The sequence below is a fragment of the Arthrobacter sp. AQ5-05 genome (assembly GCF_003287975.1).
In the GTDB taxonomy this organism is placed as follows: Bacteria; Actinomycetota; Actinomycetes; order Actinomycetales; family Micrococcaceae; genus Paeniglutamicibacter.
On the sequence record NZ_QMKQ01000002.1, the window covers coordinates 1 to 14,684 of the forward strand.

10 protein-coding genes, 2 pseudogenes and 1 riboswitch are annotated in these 14,684 nt (G+C 65.5%); of the genes and pseudogenes, 6 read left to right on the forward strand and 6 right to left on the reverse strand.

From position 1 onward, the window contains the following. Positions 1-549 precede the first annotated feature (549 nt). Positions 550-2,013: an amino acid permease gene (locus DQ353_RS02640; protein WP_113761252.1), complete on the forward strand. Its 1,464-nt coding sequence runs from the start codon at positions 550-552 to the stop codon at positions 2,011-2,013. 269 nt (positions 2,014-2,282) lie between these two features. Here the strand turns inward: DQ353_RS02640 and DQ353_RS02645 are convergent, their stop codons facing one another. Next, positions 2,283-3,452 carry a glutamate--cysteine ligase gene (locus DQ353_RS02645; RefSeq protein ID WP_113761253.1) on the reverse strand — a complete coding sequence of 390 codons (1,170 nt, stop codon included), beginning with the start codon at positions 3,450-3,452 and terminating at the stop codon, positions 2,283-2,285. A gap of 297 nt (positions 3,453-3,749) precedes the next feature. On the opposite strand from DQ353_RS02645, the gene DQ353_RS02650 reads away from it, so the two are divergent. Continuing rightward, positions 3,750-6,092: a coiled-coil domain-containing protein gene (locus DQ353_RS02650; RefSeq protein ID WP_113761254.1), complete on the forward strand. Its 2,343-nt coding sequence runs from the start codon at positions 3,750-3,752 to the stop codon at positions 6,090-6,092. Between the two features lie 231 nt (positions 6,093-6,323). Here the strand turns inward: DQ353_RS02650 and DQ353_RS02655 are convergent, their stop codons facing one another. Beyond that, entirely contained in the window at positions 6,324-7,286 is a 963-nt protein-coding gene (locus DQ353_RS02655; RefSeq protein WP_286166565.1) for a M23 family metallopeptidase, read from the reverse strand. Positions 7,287-7,373: 87 nt separating this feature from the next. Continuing rightward, a riboswitch (cyclic di-AMP (ydaO/yuaA leader) is annotated at positions 7,374-7,548 on the reverse strand. A 340-nt stretch (positions 7,549-7,888) separates the two neighbouring features. On the opposite strand from DQ353_RS02655, the pseudogene DQ353_RS21535 reads away from it, so the two are divergent. Together DQ353_RS21535 and DQ353_RS02665 are read left to right on the forward strand one after the other, a co-directional pair. Next, positions 7,889-8,103 (forward strand): annotated as a pseudogene (locus tag DQ353_RS21535) (amino acid permease); the annotation flags it as partial. A 226-nt stretch (positions 8,104-8,329) separates the two neighbouring features. Next, positions 8,330-9,127 (forward strand): type 1 glutamine amidotransferase domain-containing protein, encoded by a 798-nt coding sequence (locus tag DQ353_RS02665; protein WP_113761256.1) that lies wholly within the window; start codon positions 8,330-8,332, stop codon positions 9,125-9,127. 221 nt (positions 9,128-9,348) lie between these two features. On the opposite strand, the pseudogene DQ353_RS02670 reads toward DQ353_RS02665, so the two are convergent. The 3 genes and pseudogenes from DQ353_RS02670 to DQ353_RS02680 form a co-directional block, all read right to left on the reverse strand. After that, positions 9,349-10,628, reverse strand: a pseudogene (locus tag DQ353_RS02670) (NAD(P)/FAD-dependent oxidoreductase). Between the two features lie 141 nt (positions 10,629-10,769). Further along, positions 10,770-10,955 carry a CsbD family protein gene (locus tag DQ353_RS02675; RefSeq protein WP_113761257.1) on the reverse strand — a complete coding sequence of 62 codons (186 nt, stop codon included), beginning with the start codon at positions 10,953-10,955 and terminating at the stop codon, positions 10,770-10,772. A 306-nt stretch (positions 10,956-11,261) separates the two neighbouring features. Beyond that, positions 11,262-11,522, reverse strand: a complete 261-nt coding sequence (locus DQ353_RS02680; protein ID WP_113761554.1) for a GlsB/YeaQ/YmgE family stress response membrane protein — start codon at positions 11,520-11,522, stop codon at positions 11,262-11,264. 381 nt (positions 11,523-11,903) lie between these two features. On the opposite strand from DQ353_RS02680, the gene DQ353_RS02685 reads away from it, so the two are divergent. Beyond that, positions 11,904-12,566, forward strand: a complete 663-nt coding sequence (locus tag DQ353_RS02685; protein WP_113761555.1) for a cyclodeaminase/cyclohydrolase family protein — start codon at positions 11,904-11,906, stop codon at positions 12,564-12,566. Positions 12,567-12,870: 304 nt separating this feature from the next. On the opposite strand, the gene rpsO is transcribed toward DQ353_RS02685, so the two are convergent. Next, on the reverse strand, positions 12,871-13,140 hold the full coding sequence (gene rpsO, locus DQ353_RS02690) for a 30S ribosomal protein S15 (protein ID WP_113761258.1): 270 nt from the start codon (positions 13,138-13,140) through the stop codon (positions 12,871-12,873). Between the two features lie 384 nt (positions 13,141-13,524). Between rpsO and DQ353_RS02695 the strand changes: the two genes are divergently transcribed. Next, positions 13,525-14,652 (forward strand): tellurite resistance/C4-dicarboxylate transporter family protein, encoded by a 1,128-nt coding sequence (locus DQ353_RS02695; RefSeq protein WP_113761259.1) that lies wholly within the window; start codon positions 13,525-13,527, stop codon positions 14,650-14,652. Positions 14,653-14,684 lie beyond the last annotated feature (32 nt).

A 14,684-nucleotide genomic window follows, 5' to 3' on the forward strand; every position in this document is an offset into this window, starting at 1 on the left:
TAGGGAACTGCGTCGCCCAACCCAAATACGGAATTGCCAACTTCATTGAGACGAAAATGACCAGATCTGTCTCACTAAACATGGCAAAACCCCACGTCAGCGTTGCCAACAATACTGAGACCGGACATCCTGTCAATTGTCCCGAAGCGACGATAGCCGAGGAGCGCTCACCGGTGCTCCCGCCTACCGAGGCTAAGTGCGGTGCCCTTACTAATGAAGCTCGGGTTCAGATCGGACGGCCGGTAGTGGCGGGATCCCTCGCCGCTCCACGTCGTGTCCGATTGCGCCACGTTGCGGGCCGATGTGTGATTGCCGGGAAACGGATCCCCTTCGGTCACAGTCATTGACGCCGGCCCACCAACGAAGGCGTTAACGAGGCTGCACTGCAACCCGGTTGATCGGGATCGACAGTATCCACTCGCCCATACCGGCCGGTCCGCCTGCAATGTGGGTCTTCAAAAATGGCGGGCACGCTCGCATACTGGGTTGACGAGACCGCTTGCGTCACGGGCGGCCGAAATGCTGGACACGTCAACGCAGGAGTCCCTCATGAACGGCAAAGACAAATCGCAGTCCATCATGCGGCGAAAGCCCATCGACGAGATCGAGGAAGAGAACAAACACAGCGGCCTGCACAAGTCCCTCGGGCTGTGGCAACTGACCGCAATCGGTGTCGGCGGCATCATCGGCGTCGGCATCTTCTCCCTGGCCGGACTGGTGGCCCACGGCAGCGGCACCGAACCCGGCGTCGGTCCCGCCGTCCTGATCTCCTTCCTGATCGCCGGACTGGCATCCGCGGCCGCTGCCCTGTCATATGCGGAGTTCGCCGGGATGATCCCACGCGCCGGCTCCGCCTACACCTACGGCTACGTGGCGCTTGGGGAAATCATCGGCTGGTTCATCGGCTGGGACCTCTTGCTGGAGTACATCGCCATCGTGGCGGTGGTGGCCATCGGCATCTCCGGCTACTTCTCCGCCTTCCTCGCCGGGATCGGCATCAACATGCCCGACTGGGCCGCCTCCACCGCCGACGAGGGCCGGGGCGGCATCGTGAACATCCCGGCCATCGTCGTCTGCATCCTGGTGACCTGGATCCTCTCCCGCGGCACCAAGGCCTTCGGACGCTTCGAATTGGTGGCCGTCGCGATCAAGGTCGTGCTGATCCTGTTCATCATCGGCCTGGGCATCTTCTACATCGACACCGGGAACTACAACCCCTTCATGCCTTCCGGGTTCGGCCCGGTGATGGCCGGAGCCGCGACGGTGTTCTTCGCGGTCTTCGGCTACGACGCCATGAGCACCGCCGCCGAGGAATCCACCGACGGCAAGAAGCACATGCCCAAGGCCATCATCATCTCGCTGGTCATCGCGATGCTGCTCTACGTCGCCGCCACGCTGGTGCTCACCGGCATGCAGAACTACCGGGACATCGACCCGACCGCCGGATTCGCCTCCGCGTTCAACGGCGTGGGGCTACCGGTCATCGCCACGATCATCTCCGTGTTCGCGGTCCTGTCCATCCTCACCGTGATGCTGACCTTCCTGCTCGGAGTGACCCGGGTCTGGTTCTCCATGAGCCGCGACGGGCTGCTCCCGGGTTGGTTCTCCAAGACCGACCGCCACGGAACCCCGCAGCGCGTCACCTGGATCGCCGGCATCGCCTCCGCGCTGCTGGCGGGAGTCTTCCCGATCAAGGCCGTCGCGGATTTGACCAACATCGGCATCCTGGCCGCCTTCGTGGTGGTCTGCCTGTCGGTGATCATCTTCCGCTACAAGAGGCCCGAGGCCCCGCGCACCTTCCGGCTGCCCTTCATGCCGGTGGTCCCCGCCTTCGGCATGCTGGCCTCCGGGTTCCTGATGCTGCAGCTGCACTGGGAGACCTGGCTGAGGTTCGTCATCTGGCTGGTGGTCGGCCTGGCCATCTACTTCACCTACGGACGCAAGCATTCGCTCATGGACCCGGACAGCCCCCGGCACGGCGAACGCGTGGTGCTGCCGCAGGCGGACACCTAGGCCGCGTTGCGGCCCAGGTGTCCGATCCCCCGCCGCGGCATCCGGCGACCACGAATCCGACAATTGAATCCCGTCACTTTCCCCGCCTGCTCAACCCCGCAAGTTTTCGGGGTTGTGCAGGCGGGTGCCGGACATCGGTTTCTTGGCACTCCCCCGGATTAATGCCGCTGGCTCCCAGAACACTTTCCCCCGGATCGGAGATGCCGTGAAGGCATCCACGGCACCGGGCCTGGTCATCGTCGTGCACGACCGCCATCTTCGTTTGGCGGCTACGCCACTGCCTCGGCCAACGGCTTCCATGTCCAACTCGGTGAGCCGTTCGCGGATGTGCGCCGATCCACGGGTTCCTGGTGGGTCAGACCGATGGCGTCGGTGACGACGTCTTCCAGTCGCCCGTTTGGTTCGTAGGATTGCCGCTGCTTGGTGGCACCTGTTCCGTGGTTGAAGATCCTGTCCAGGGCTTTTTCGACGTAGGCCGCGTCACCTGAGTCGTTCAGCGCATCCCGGACATGGTCAAGGAGTGCCGACATTACATTCCTCGCGGTGTCCGGCCTGTGGGTTGCGGGGTGGAGCAGGTCGCCGCGGACGCCCCACCGGCTGGCCATCCAGACCCCTTGGCGCAGGACGATGGCTGGAACCCTGTCGGGTTCCACTCCGGCTTCCCACTCCCGGGCGGCGGTCTCCACCAGGGCCCGCACCAGGGCTGCGATCAGGACGGTATCCCGGGGATCAAGGCAGACGTCGGACACCCGAATCTCGACGGTGGGGTGCCGGGCGGAGAGACGGGCGTCAAAATCCGGGTTGATGACCACTGTGGTGGCTGATATGTCCGCCACCAGCGCGTGGTAGGCCCGCGCCGACCCGAAGACCTCCATCGGACCGGCGGAGGACCACCGGTTCCACGCCTGGGTGCGGAAACTGGCGTAGCCGCTGTCCTGGCCGTTCCAGTACGGGGAATTCGAGCTCAACGCCATGAGCGGGGGCAGCCAGGACCTGATGCGATCCAGGACGGCTACGCCCTCCTCATCCGAGACGACCGACACGTGGACATGGAGCCCACAGGTCAGCTGCTCGCGCGCCGTCAGGGCGTACTTTTCCACCAGGGCGTCATAGCGTTCGTTCCGGGTCGGATGGGGCGAGACCGCCAGCGGAGAGGTGGCCAGCGCGACGATCCTCGCACCCGCTTTTCGGGCGAGCGAGTCGGCGTAGGCGCGCCCCTCAAGTATCTCCGTGGCAAGAGAGTCCAGGCTGCTGTGCGGGTGCGTGATGACTTCGAGTTGTTCCTGGTGCAGCTCTGCGGAGAGCATCTGCCGGGCAGAAGGGCCTGCCAACCGCATGCTTGCGCCGTGGAGGTCCATCACCTCCGCGGACAGGGGCAGGGGGACCCCGTTGACGGGGTCCACGATCAGGAATTCTTCTTCAACACCAAAGGTACGCACCTGCTAATTGTGGACCACAAATGCGACGGCGGACGCCACGCCCAGGCGACAAGCCGCCGCCGGTGCGGTGCCTCGGCGAGGAAACCGCTCCATGTCCGACACATGCAGTCCTTCCAGCAAAACCTTGCACACCCGGAACGGGGAAAAGCGGGTGGCAGAAACCAGGCATCGGGTAGGACCGATCGCCCGATGGCCTTCTTCCGCGCTTGGGGTCGACACCACCGATTCGGCCACCTAGAGTGAGCACTATCGGTTCGGCCATTGGGGCCGCATTTTCTATGTCCTTGGGGGGACTCAATGCCTAATCCGTCAAATCACTCTGCCTTCACCCGCCGGCTGGCCGCCGCCATTGTCGTGCCCGGCATCCTGACCAGCATGCTGCTGTTCGCTCCACAGGCAACAGCAGCCTCGGGTTCCACCGGCGCAGCCGCAGGGATCTGCACGGGGGTGGTGAACCAGTTGGCCCACCGCGGGACCGTGCAAGAGAACCTGCTCAAGGCCGCTTCCAAGAAAAACGCCGACATCATCGCCAAGCTCCAGGGCGAGCGGACGGCGCTGCAGGCCAACGCCGACAGCCTGAAGGCCCAGATCGCCGAGGCGGAATCAGCCATTTCGGCGCTGGACGCCGCGGGCCTGGAGCTCGATGCCCAGCTGAAGACCGCCGGTGAGGACCTCGCCGCGCTTGTGGCCGAGCAGGCCAGCACCAACGACGCCGTTCTCGCCGCGCAAGGCGCGCTCGAGGAGCTGCAGGCGCAAAAGCTGGCCACCGAAAACCAGCTGGCACCGCTGCAGGAAGCCGAAGCGCAGGCCAAGGCTGACACCGCGGAGTTGGAGCGCAGCGCCGAGGACGTCGAGGCCCGGATCGCTGCGAAAAAAGCACAGATCAGCGCCGCGGAGGACGAACAAGCAGCACTCAAGGCCGCCGCAACAACGGCAGCAGAAGCGCTTGCGGGGAAAAAGACCGAGATCGCCCAGGCGGAGCGCGAGCTGACGGAACTTTCCGACACGGCAGAGGCTGCCGCAGCCGCCGTTGGCGACGCACAGAAGGCCGTCGGTGACGCCGAGGCCGAACTACAGGATCTTGAAGGGGCAGGCACCGCCGCCCAGGCGGACCTCGACGCCCAAGTGGCCAAGATCGGGGATGCCAAATCGGCGCTGGCCGATGTCCAACGACATGCAGCCGACGCCGCGGCTGCTGTCGCTGCCCAAAACGCCGCGATCTCTGCAGCCCAGGGCGAACTGGCCGCGCTGCAGACGGCGGCGCAGGACGCCGCCGATGCACTCGCGGCCCAGAACACGGCGATCGCCACCGAGCAGGGGCAACTCGATACCTTGCGGTCCGCCGCCGACGACGCTGCCGCGGCCCTCACGGCCAACAGCGACCAGCTCGCCAGCGTGACGGCGGAGATTGCTGAACTGCAGCAGCAGGTCACTGCGAAGAACGCCGAAATCACTGCCAAGCAGGCCCAGCTTGCGACGGCGCAGCAGGAGCTTGCAGCGCTGGCCGCCGGCAAGACTCAGCTGGAAGCCGAGATCAAGGACATCACCACGCAGATCTCGGACATCAAGGGCAACAGCCCCGAGAAGACTCGTCTGCTGGCGCTGCGGAAGGCCAAGCAGGACGAGCTGGCCGCAGTGGAGACCCAGATCAGCAGCAAGAACGCCACAATTTCCGGGTACCAGGGGGACCTGGCCACGCTCCAAAAAGCGGTCAATGCCCTCAATTCCCAACTCCTGTCCAAGCAGCAGGAGAGCAGCACCCTGCAGCAGCAGGCGGCGCTGCTCCAGGCATCCCTGACCGCCGCCAATGACGCCGTCTCGACGAAGCAGGCCGAGATCGCCGCCCTCAAGAACGAAATCCCGGCCCTCCAGGAGTCCGCCACCGAAGCCAACGGTGCTGTCACTGCCAAGCAAGGCGAGCTCGCGGCTCTGCAGGGCGGGCTGGGCACGCTTGCGGACGCCGCGGCCGACGCCGCGGCTGCCGTCACGGCGCAGCAGCAGGTTTTGGCGGACCTCGAGGCGGCACTGCCGACGCTGACCGAGGATCTGGCGGCCAGCAAGGAGGCCATCGCCGCGCAGAAGCTGGTCCTCGACGGGCTGAAGGATGACCTGGCCGGTGCCACTGCTGCACGCACTGCCGCGCAATCCGCCGTCGACACGAAGGCCGCCGAGCTCCAGGGCCTGCAGGGACAGCTGCAGGACCTCGCGAAGGCAGTAACCGATGCCAACGCCGCGGTGGCTGCGAAGCTAGGTCAGATCGCGGGCCTCAATGGCGACATGGACAAGCTGGTGGCGGACCTGACCGGGCTCAACAGCCAGATCGCCACGAAGGAAGCCGAAATCCTGGACCTCCAGACGAGGGTGGCTCCGCTGCTGGCACAGCTCAACGGGCTCAACGGCGAAATCAGTGCCACCGAAAACCAATTGAAGGACCTGCAGGCGCAGCTGACCGGGCTCGACATCCAGGTGACGAACGCCCAGACGGAGCTGAGCACACTTCAGGCAAAGAAGGGCGCAAACAAGGACGCCATTGCAGCGCAGAAGAAAACCGTCATCGGCCTGCAGGACCAGCTCGGCACGGTCCAGAACCAGATCCGGGCCATCGACGGGCAGATAGCCCTCGGGGGCTGCGTCGCCTGATCGGGCGCCAGACGGGTCCGTCCTGCCGGGCGTAGCCGGCGCGTGAACGGTTCGGATGGGCAGGAAGGGATCGGCCGCAATGGCCGGTCCCTTCCTGCGTGCCCGGCGGGCCTGCCCATGACCGGTACGTGTGGCCCCGGTGGGACTGCACTCCCGGGGCCACTGGTACCGGGCCGCGGAGCATTAGCCGCAGGCAAAAGCCGCATTCCGGACCCGGAACGGTGACAGCCGCTACAGGCGGCTCTCGGGGTTGATCCACTGGCCGTTGACAATGACCTCGAGGTGCAGGTGGGGACCGGTCGAGTTGCCCGTGCTGCCGGAAAGCGCGACAACGTCGCCAACCCTGACCTTTTGACCCACGGAGACCTTCAGGACCGAGTTGTGGTTGTAGCTGGTTTCCAGCCCGTTGCCGTGGTCGATCTGCACGCGGTATCCGGAGTGGCCGGCCCATGCGGCCTGCACCACGGTGCCGGAGGCGCTGGCCTTGACGGGCGTTCCCATGGGAACGGCGTAGTCCAAGCCGTTGTGGTTCATGTACCCGGCGCCGGTCGGGTTCTTGCGGTAACCGAAGCGCGAAGTCAACCGGATGCTGTCCACCGGCTGGGCCAAGGCTCCAACGGCGGGGAGCTCGGTGACGTTTCCGCCGGCAGCGGTCGTGGTCGATCCCGGCTTGTCTGCCTTGGCGGCTTCTTTCACGGCAGCGGTGGTGACGGGTGCCGGCTTGACGTACTTGCTGGTCACCGAGGCGCGATCGACCGTGAGCTTGTCGTTGGCCGGGGCGCTGACATCGGCGACAGTGGTCTGGGCGACGCGCTGTGGAGCAGCGACAACTTCTTCGGCTTCCTGCGCGTGGGCTGCGGCGAATGCCAGGCCGGTCACGGCGGCGACCGCGGCGAGCTTGTGCGCAAACCCAAGTCGAGGGCGCCGGGTCCGGGGCGCGGACTTCAGGACGTGGTCCAGCTTGTCGGCTTCGGCAGGCATCGCCAGCGCGACCGGCCGTGCACCAAATGCGGGAGGGATCTCGGTGGCGGCGATGGACGCCGCGTCCGGGGAGGCGGCATAGCGCGGGCCTGCCACAAAGCGGCGGCCCCCGTATTGCTGGGTTTCAGGAGTCTCGGCGGAATCCGGAACCGCGCTTGATGCGCGTCGGCCGGGGCGTGGGGAAGTGCCTGCGCCGTTCGGTGCGGTGTCCACGATCTGCTCCATGGAACCGTTGGCAGGCGAAGCATCAACGGGGTTGGGCGCGCGGCGGCGCCCGGAATTTTGCTGCTGGGTCAAATGATTACCTCTCATGTGTCGCCTGCGAAGTTAGCTGTCGGATTCGAGTCATGAGATCAACTCGGCCGAGCCCGTCAAGGCGGACTCCGCTTCACCCCGAGATCCATGGTCCAAGACCAGGAACGGTTGATTGGGTCCTCCGCCCCTACCGGAAATTCTTGATCCGCGATCCGCCGGTAGGGTTGTGCGATCCGGATCGGGACTGGGTTGCGCAAATGCAACCAGAAGTAAGACCCTACGAGGTACAAGTAAAAGTTACAATTTCGTTATCAATCCATGCATCTGACAAACTCGTGGGCACCGGCTGCGGTCTCAAGCTCCAGCGCGCCTTCGATCCCTGCGCCCGCAAAATGGCGTACTACCGGCTCTCTCAGGGTGACTAGGACCCCCGGCGGACGCCGTCATCGTTGAGCCGCACCGGCGACTCCAGTTCCATCTGGATGAGTTTGGCCGGGCACTCCCCCGGGACCTCAGCGTAAACGTGATCAAGAAGACGCCCAGCCCTGGCTCGGCAATGCTTGTGCCACGACGGAATCCTTCCGGGATGGTTCCCCGAGACCGAACGCACGGAACCCCACAGCGCGTCACCTGGATCGCGGGCATCGCCGCCACGCTGCCCGCGGGAGTCTTCCCGATCAGGGCCGTTGCGGACCTGACCAAGATCGCCATCCTGGCCGCCTTCGTGGCTGTCCTCCTGGCCATCTGCTTCGCCTACCGACGCAAGCACTCCCCCCATGAACCCCCACAGCCCGCGCCGGGGTGAAGGCATGGTGCTACCGCGGCTGCGCGCTGTGGCCTCCGGTCCCCCGCCAACACACCCGTAGCCAGGCATTCGGTGGGGTTCCGGACGTCTGGGTCGCCCGGGGCGATGGAGGCGACCGGTACAAGCCGGTAAGCACGGGGGTAGGCAGGGTGTCGGAAAGTCGCCTACGGTGGGAAGTGGACGAAAGGAGCACTTCATGAAGAAAATCCTCATGGTTTTGACCAGCGTTTCCGAAATCGGCAATACGGGAGAGCAGACCGGCTACAACGTCGCCGAGGCCGCACACCCCTGGAAGGTCTTCAAGGATTCCGGACATTTCGTCGACTTCGCCTCGATCCAGGGCGGCCAGCCCCCGCGCGACACGGTCGATCCCGAAGATCCCATCCAGGTGGCCTTCACCGAAGACGAGACCACGCGCGCCGGCCTCTACAACACCGCCCGCGTCGATGTGGTCGACCCCGAACAATACGATGCCCTCTACCTCGTGGGAGGACATGGCACCATGTGGGACTTCCCGGACAGCGAAGGCCTGCAGCGCCTCGTGGCCAGCGTCTATGACAAAGGCGGCGTGGTGGGCGCGGTCTGCCACGGACCGGCCGGATTGGTGAACGTGGAACTGTCCAACGGGTTCCGCCTCGTCGAGGGCCGAAGGGTCGCCGCCTTCACCAACGACGAGGAAGTCGCCGCCGGGAAGGACAAGGTCATCCCGTTCTTCCTCGCCGACCGCCTCGAGGAACAGGGAGCCACCCACGTGCCGGCCGAAGACTGGGCGGAAAACGTGGTGGTGGACGAACGCCTGGTGACCGGCCAGAACCCCGCCTCCGCCGCCCGCGTGGCCAAGGAAATGGAGAAGCTCTTGGCCGAGGTCATCCACCAGGAAAAGGCGGAGGAACACGACGAGGCCGACGCACTGCGTGCCGAAAAGGACGCGGAAAAGGCCACCAAGAAGGCAGCCGAGGCAGCCGAGGCAGCCGAGGCAGCCACCGAACACTGAGTGCAGCGGTATTGTCCCCCGGCATATGCTGCCCGCCGCCAGGCGACAGGGGAACACCGCCGACCGGGCTCGACATGGCCCGCATGCCCACCCACGGGTGGTCACGGGCCGCGTCGGGACCTGTCCTCTCCCTTCCGGCCTCGCTGCGGCAGCTCCCTCGACCGCCGGGGAACAGCCCCCCTGCAGGCTACCGCCCGCAGGGATTCCCGGTCATGGGCCCGTCACCGGGTGCGGCACGCGCGCGGACCGGTTCCCCGGCAATGCCGCTGGTCCGGTTTGCCCACAAACACCTGGGTCGGACCGTGCGCCAGGTAGCCGGCGGCCCAGGAGGACAGGGCGCGGATCTTCTGGCGGAAGCCCGGGAGCCGCGCAAGGTGGACCGCCAGCCAGGAGACGAAGGCCATCGGGCACTGCAACTGGATGCGCCTGCGTCCGAGTTCGGCCACCGCCGCTCCCCGGCCGACCATGGCCATATGGCCCCTGTCGCTGCAGTCGAACGGCTGCCGCGTGCCACCGGTGACGTCGGCGTGGATATTGCGGGCGGCCCATTTCCCGGATTGCCGGGCCACGGACGCAAGCTGGGGCAATTTGACTCCCGCGGCATCGGTGATGTTGGCCGAGTCCCCCAACACGGAAACGCCTTCGACGCCGGCTGCCCGCAGCTCGTCGGTAACGTCGATGCGTCCGCCCTTGCCCTGCGCCACGCCCGACTCGGCGATGATCCTCCCGGTCTGCAGGCCGCCTGCCCACACCGTGCTCCTGGCGGGAATGACGGTTCCGTCGGCCAGCGCCACCCCCTCGGGATGACCTCGCTCACGCTTTGGCCCATATGCAGCCGCACATCGGGCTTCCCCAGCCGGTCACGTGCGTAGGCCTGGGGCTTCGGGGAAAAGGCGTTGAGCACGTTGGGGACCATGTCCACGAGATGGTCCCGGCAGCGGCCGGCGAGGACCGGAGAGAAATTCTTCGGCACAATGTATTTGATGTTCTCGGCCGGCGCGCCCGCGGTCTCCACCCCGGTGGGCCCGCCGCCGACGACGTCCATGCTGCCGGATTGCACGCGGTCCGCCGTTTCCAGCGTCCGGGTCAACGCGGTGCTCAGTCGCACGGGGTCGGACACCGAGCACAGCGGGTATGCGTGTTCCTCGGCACCGGGGGTGTTGAAGAAGCCTGGAACGGCGCCAGTGGCAATGACCAGGATCGGCCCCTGGGAGCGGGTACCATCCGCAGTGGTCACGGCGCGGGAGGCGGCATCGAGCGCGGTCGCCTCGGTGGTAAGCCCCCGAACGTCCTTCATGCGGCGGAATGCCGAACGCAGCGTCCTGGCCACCGCCGAAACCCCGATCTGCGATGCCGCCATTTGCCAGAGCAAGGGCTGGACCGGGCGATAGTCCTTGGCGTCGGCAAGGAGCACCGAGATCCCCTTGCGACCCAGCTCCCGGGCTGCTGCCATGCCGGCGAACCCGGCGCCGACCACGATGACCTGGTATGTGTGTTCCATACGAGCGCCATACCCGCGTGCACGTCTGCGCAACAGGCCCGCTTCTGACTGGTCAGCGACCGGAAAATCTCCCCGTCGGCGGAACCCCGGTGGACGGGTTCCCGCGGACGGGGAGCAATTCTCGCCGGGGACGGCGGCGGCCTAGTGGCCGGTTACGTCCTTGGCAGCATCCTTGAGATGCTCGCCGGCCTGCTTGGCCTTGGCCGCGGCCTGGTCCTTGGCTCCTTCCGCCTGCAGTCTTTCATTGTCGGTGGCGTCGCCGACGCCTTCCTTGACTTTGCCGGCGACTTCCTGCGCTTTGTTGCCAATCTTGTCGTCGAGACCCATCGGGGCCCTCCTTCGCTGGATGTAACAGGGACAATCCCGGCGATTGGCCCGCATGCGAACCGCTGCCGGGAGCACCCACGTTAATTGAAGAAAGGCCCGGTCGCAAGCATTCCGCAGAGGTGTCGTCTACCGCAGACCATGCCAACGACCGTTACGCTGACCCTCGCTGCGATCGAAGACGACCATACGCGGGAACATCCGGCGGCAAGACAGTACGGGGCGCGCTGGGATGGGCACGGACGCTGCACGGGCAGATAAAAGCAGGTCCCGACCTCGAAAGGCCGGGACCTGCTCTAAATGCAAATGCTATGCCCGCTTGCGCGTCAACAATCCCCAGATAACAAGGACAATCAACGACCCGCCGATAGCCAGCAGCCACGTCGACAATGACCAGAATTCGCTGATATCCACGCTGAACAACGCGGAACCAATCCAGCCACCAACAACGGCACCAACTACGCCGAGCAGCAACGTGGCGAGCCAGCCGCCACCCTGCTCGCCTGGCTTGATTGCCTTGGCAATCGCACCGGCAATCAGGCCCAGAACAATCCAACCAATGAATCCCATGACTTTTCTCCGTTCGGATGAAGTTACTTCGCTCAGCATCAGGATCGCGATGCACTCGAAAGACCATACAGGCATTTGGAAGCTCCGGCGACCGGCGACGGAACATTGGGAGAAATGTCACACCAGACCACGATTTGCCTCCACGGAGCCCTCCCGGGGATGCTCCGGGGACGGTGCGGATGCTTCGATCCAAACGTTCGAGGATCGTCCCAGGTAATAAGCCAACACCGTCTTCGGGCCGACGTACGTACCATCCGGCGGCCAACGGACGGGAGCGAGGATGGACCCGGTCCCGTTGCGCCGCAGCCTGCCGGGCCCCGGACATGGCGAGGTCCACGTGCCCGGACGCCAAGGCGCCTCATGTGCGGCACACTGGATGCCATGGAAGATACGGACACGGTGACAACCCAAGACTCGACGGTTGAGGACTGGACGCGCGCACTGGCGCAGTCCACGGGCTCGCCGGGCGGTGGAGCCGGGACGGGGCTGATGCTGGCCATTGCCGCATCCTTGGCATCGATGGTTGCCGGCTACACGGAACCCGGGGAGGGCGAGCGCGCGGAACTCCACCGCGTACGGATGCAAGCCCAAGCACTGCGCAAGGATGCACTTCGGTTGGCCGACCAGGACGCGGCCGCTTCCCGGACCTTCGGAGCCGCCTTCGGGTTGGAGCCCGGAACCGACCGGGATGATGCGATCTCCCGGGCCTCCGTGGCTGCCGCGAAAGCCTCGGCGGAGCTGGGCATCCGGGCCATCGAAGCGATCGAGGACCTGGCATGGCTCGCGATCCACGGCAACCGGGCGCTCATCGCCGATGTCGTGGTCGCTTTCGGGGCGCTCCGGGCAACGGTCGCCGGAGCACGCACCAACGTCAGCTTCGATCTCGCCAGCCTCACCTCCCACGGCAACACCATGGACCAGATCCGCGAGCAGCACCCGGAGCTCTGGGCGAAGGTCTCAGACCTCAACGCCGCACTCGAGCGGATCGACTCACTTACGGAAGGCATCGACCATCGCGCCGCTCCCACCGACGCCGTGCAGTAGTCCAAGCCCAAACCCCGGGGGTTCGGCCCGGCGCGAGGGCGCTTGGCATTGGTTCGCGGCGCAACCATGGCCCCACCAGCTTCAAACCGTCACGGCCGATACTTGCCCCCTTGATTCCAGGCATGTCGCCCGCGCCTTGCCACACGTACTTTCCAGGGCAACGGAACCAGGATCAGGTGGGTGCCGTTCCGGGGCACGGGCCTCGGCATGGCCGTCTCGTTCGCCGCCCGCGGGACTGGAAAAAAATTCCCCGGCACCCTGTGAAGGGAACCGGGGAATCTCAATCAAACCTAGTGCTAAAAAATTAGCGACGCAGGCCGAGGCGCTCGATCAGCGTACGGTAGCGCTCGATGTCGGTGCCCTTGAGGTACGCAAGCATGCGACGACGACGACCAACCAGGGCCATCAGGCCGCGGCGGGTGTGGTGGTCATGCTTGTGCATCTTCAGGTGCTCCGTCAGATCCAGGATGCGACGTGACATCACGGCAATCTGGACCTCCGGCGAACCGGTATCGCCTTCGCTGGTGGCGTAGGCCTTCATGATTTCCTGCTTGATAGCGGCGTCTAATGCCACAATAACTCCTAGAGTTGTACCGCGTTTCAAAAACACCGTCACCGGCAGGTGCGCTCGCAACCGCGGACTGCAGCGGGCACCGCAGAAAAGTCTATCAAGAACTTGGCCCCTGGCGGCACGCACCGAGACGCAACGCACATGCACCGCGGCCTGCAGGTACCTGTTCAAACCACGCAATTGCGTGCGCTGATAAGGATGTTTCCTGCCGATTTGCCTGCCAGCTCTGGTCACCGGCCCCTTGGATGCCTAGGGTTGGGGCATGGAACCAAGGCCAAAGCACCCATGTCCCGGAGACCGGGCGGTACCCGCACCCCGGGGATGGAACCAGGACCATGCGCTTCACCCCGCCATGCGCCGGCCTTCCCTTGACCCGGTGCCGTAGCCATGCTGGCCCCCGACGAATTCAGCGAAGGACAGCTCAACCCCGCCAATGCCCCGATCCCCGGTGTTGCAAAGCCATCGGGAGGTCTGATCGCCAACCTTCCTCCGGCCTCCTTTTCCTTCGTGATGGCCACCGGAATAGTCTCGACCGGCTTGGACCTCTACGGGGCACCGTTGCCGGCGTTGGTACTTTTCATCATTGCGGTGCTCGCCGGCATCGTGCTTGCCGCGGCGACACTGCTGCGATTGATCGGGACATTCGGCAGGGTGGCGCGCGATATCCGCAGTCCAGGCCGCGCCTTCGGATTCTTCACGATCGTGGCCGCCGCCAACGTGCTTGGCGCGCGATTTGAGATGTACGGCTGGATCACGACGGCCATGGCCATGGCCGTCGTGGGTGCCGTCGTGTGGGTCGTGCTCAACTACACGCTGCCAACGGAGTTGCTTGTCGCCGAGCGCAAGAACCCCATCATCGCGGAAATCAACGGCAGCTGGTTCCTCTGGGTGGTGGGAACCCAGTCCGTTGCCGTGGCAGCAGCCATGGTGGCCCGCTTGGGCGGATCGGAGCTGCTGGCCGCCGCCGCTGTCGGGCTGTGGGGAGTCGGCGTGATGCTATACCTGATCGTCGCCACCCTTGTCACGATACGGTTGCTCACCCACCCCGTGGACCCGGCGTCGCTGAGCCCCACCTACTGGATCTACATGGGTGCCACGGCCATCTCGGTGCTGGCGGGATCCCGGATCCTGCTGCTGCCCGAACGGATGCCCATCTTGGAAACCGCGGCGCCGGCCGTCGCCGGAATCAGCTTCATCCTGTGGGCCCTGGGTCTGTGGTGGATCCCGCTGTTGCTGCTCTTCGGGATCTGGCGGCACGTGCTGCGGCACCGGCCGTTGCGCTATGAAATCAGCCTATGGAGCATTGTCTTCCCGCTGGGCATGTATGCGAGCGCCAGCATGCTCTTTGGCACTGTCGAGGACCTGGACTTCATGGTGGAGATTGGCCGGATCATCATCTGGGTGGCGCTGCTGGCCTGGCTGGCATCCTCCCTCGCCATGGTCCATGCGGCAACCACTTGGCTGCTCCGCCGCCGGAACCTCCGTGGAACGCGACCGGAACCGTCCACGCCCTGAAATCGCCGCCCCGATTCCGGAAACACGGCATG

What these genes read in the sequence shown, in the direction of transcription:
- DQ353_RS02640 (WP_113761252.1), top strand. Translation starts at nt 550, where the DNA reads ATGAACGGCAAAGACAAATCGCAGTCCATCATGCGGCGAAAGCCCATC.
- DQ353_RS02650 (WP_113761254.1), top strand. Translation starts at nt 3,750, where the DNA reads ATGCCTAATCCGTCAAATCACTCTGCCTTCACCCGCCGGCTGGCCGCC.
- DQ353_RS02665 (WP_113761256.1), top strand. Translation starts at nt 8,330, where the DNA reads ATGAAGAAAATCCTCATGGTTTTGACCAGCGTTTCCGAAATCGGCAAT.
- DQ353_RS02675 (WP_113761257.1), bottom strand. Translation starts at nt 10,955, where the DNA reads ATGGGTCTCGACGACAAGATTGGCAACAAAGCGCAGGAAGTCGCCGGC.
- DQ353_RS02680 (WP_113761554.1), bottom strand. Translation starts at nt 11,522, where the DNA reads ATGGGATTCATTGGTTGGATTGTTCTGGGCCTGATTGCCGGTGCGATT.
- DQ353_RS02685 (WP_113761555.1), top strand. Translation starts at nt 11,904, where the DNA reads ATGGAAGATACGGACACGGTGACAACCCAAGACTCGACGGTTGAGGAC.
- DQ353_RS02695 (WP_113761259.1), top strand. Translation starts at nt 13,525, where the DNA reads ATGCTGGCCCCCGACGAATTCAGCGAAGGACAGCTCAACCCCGCCAAT.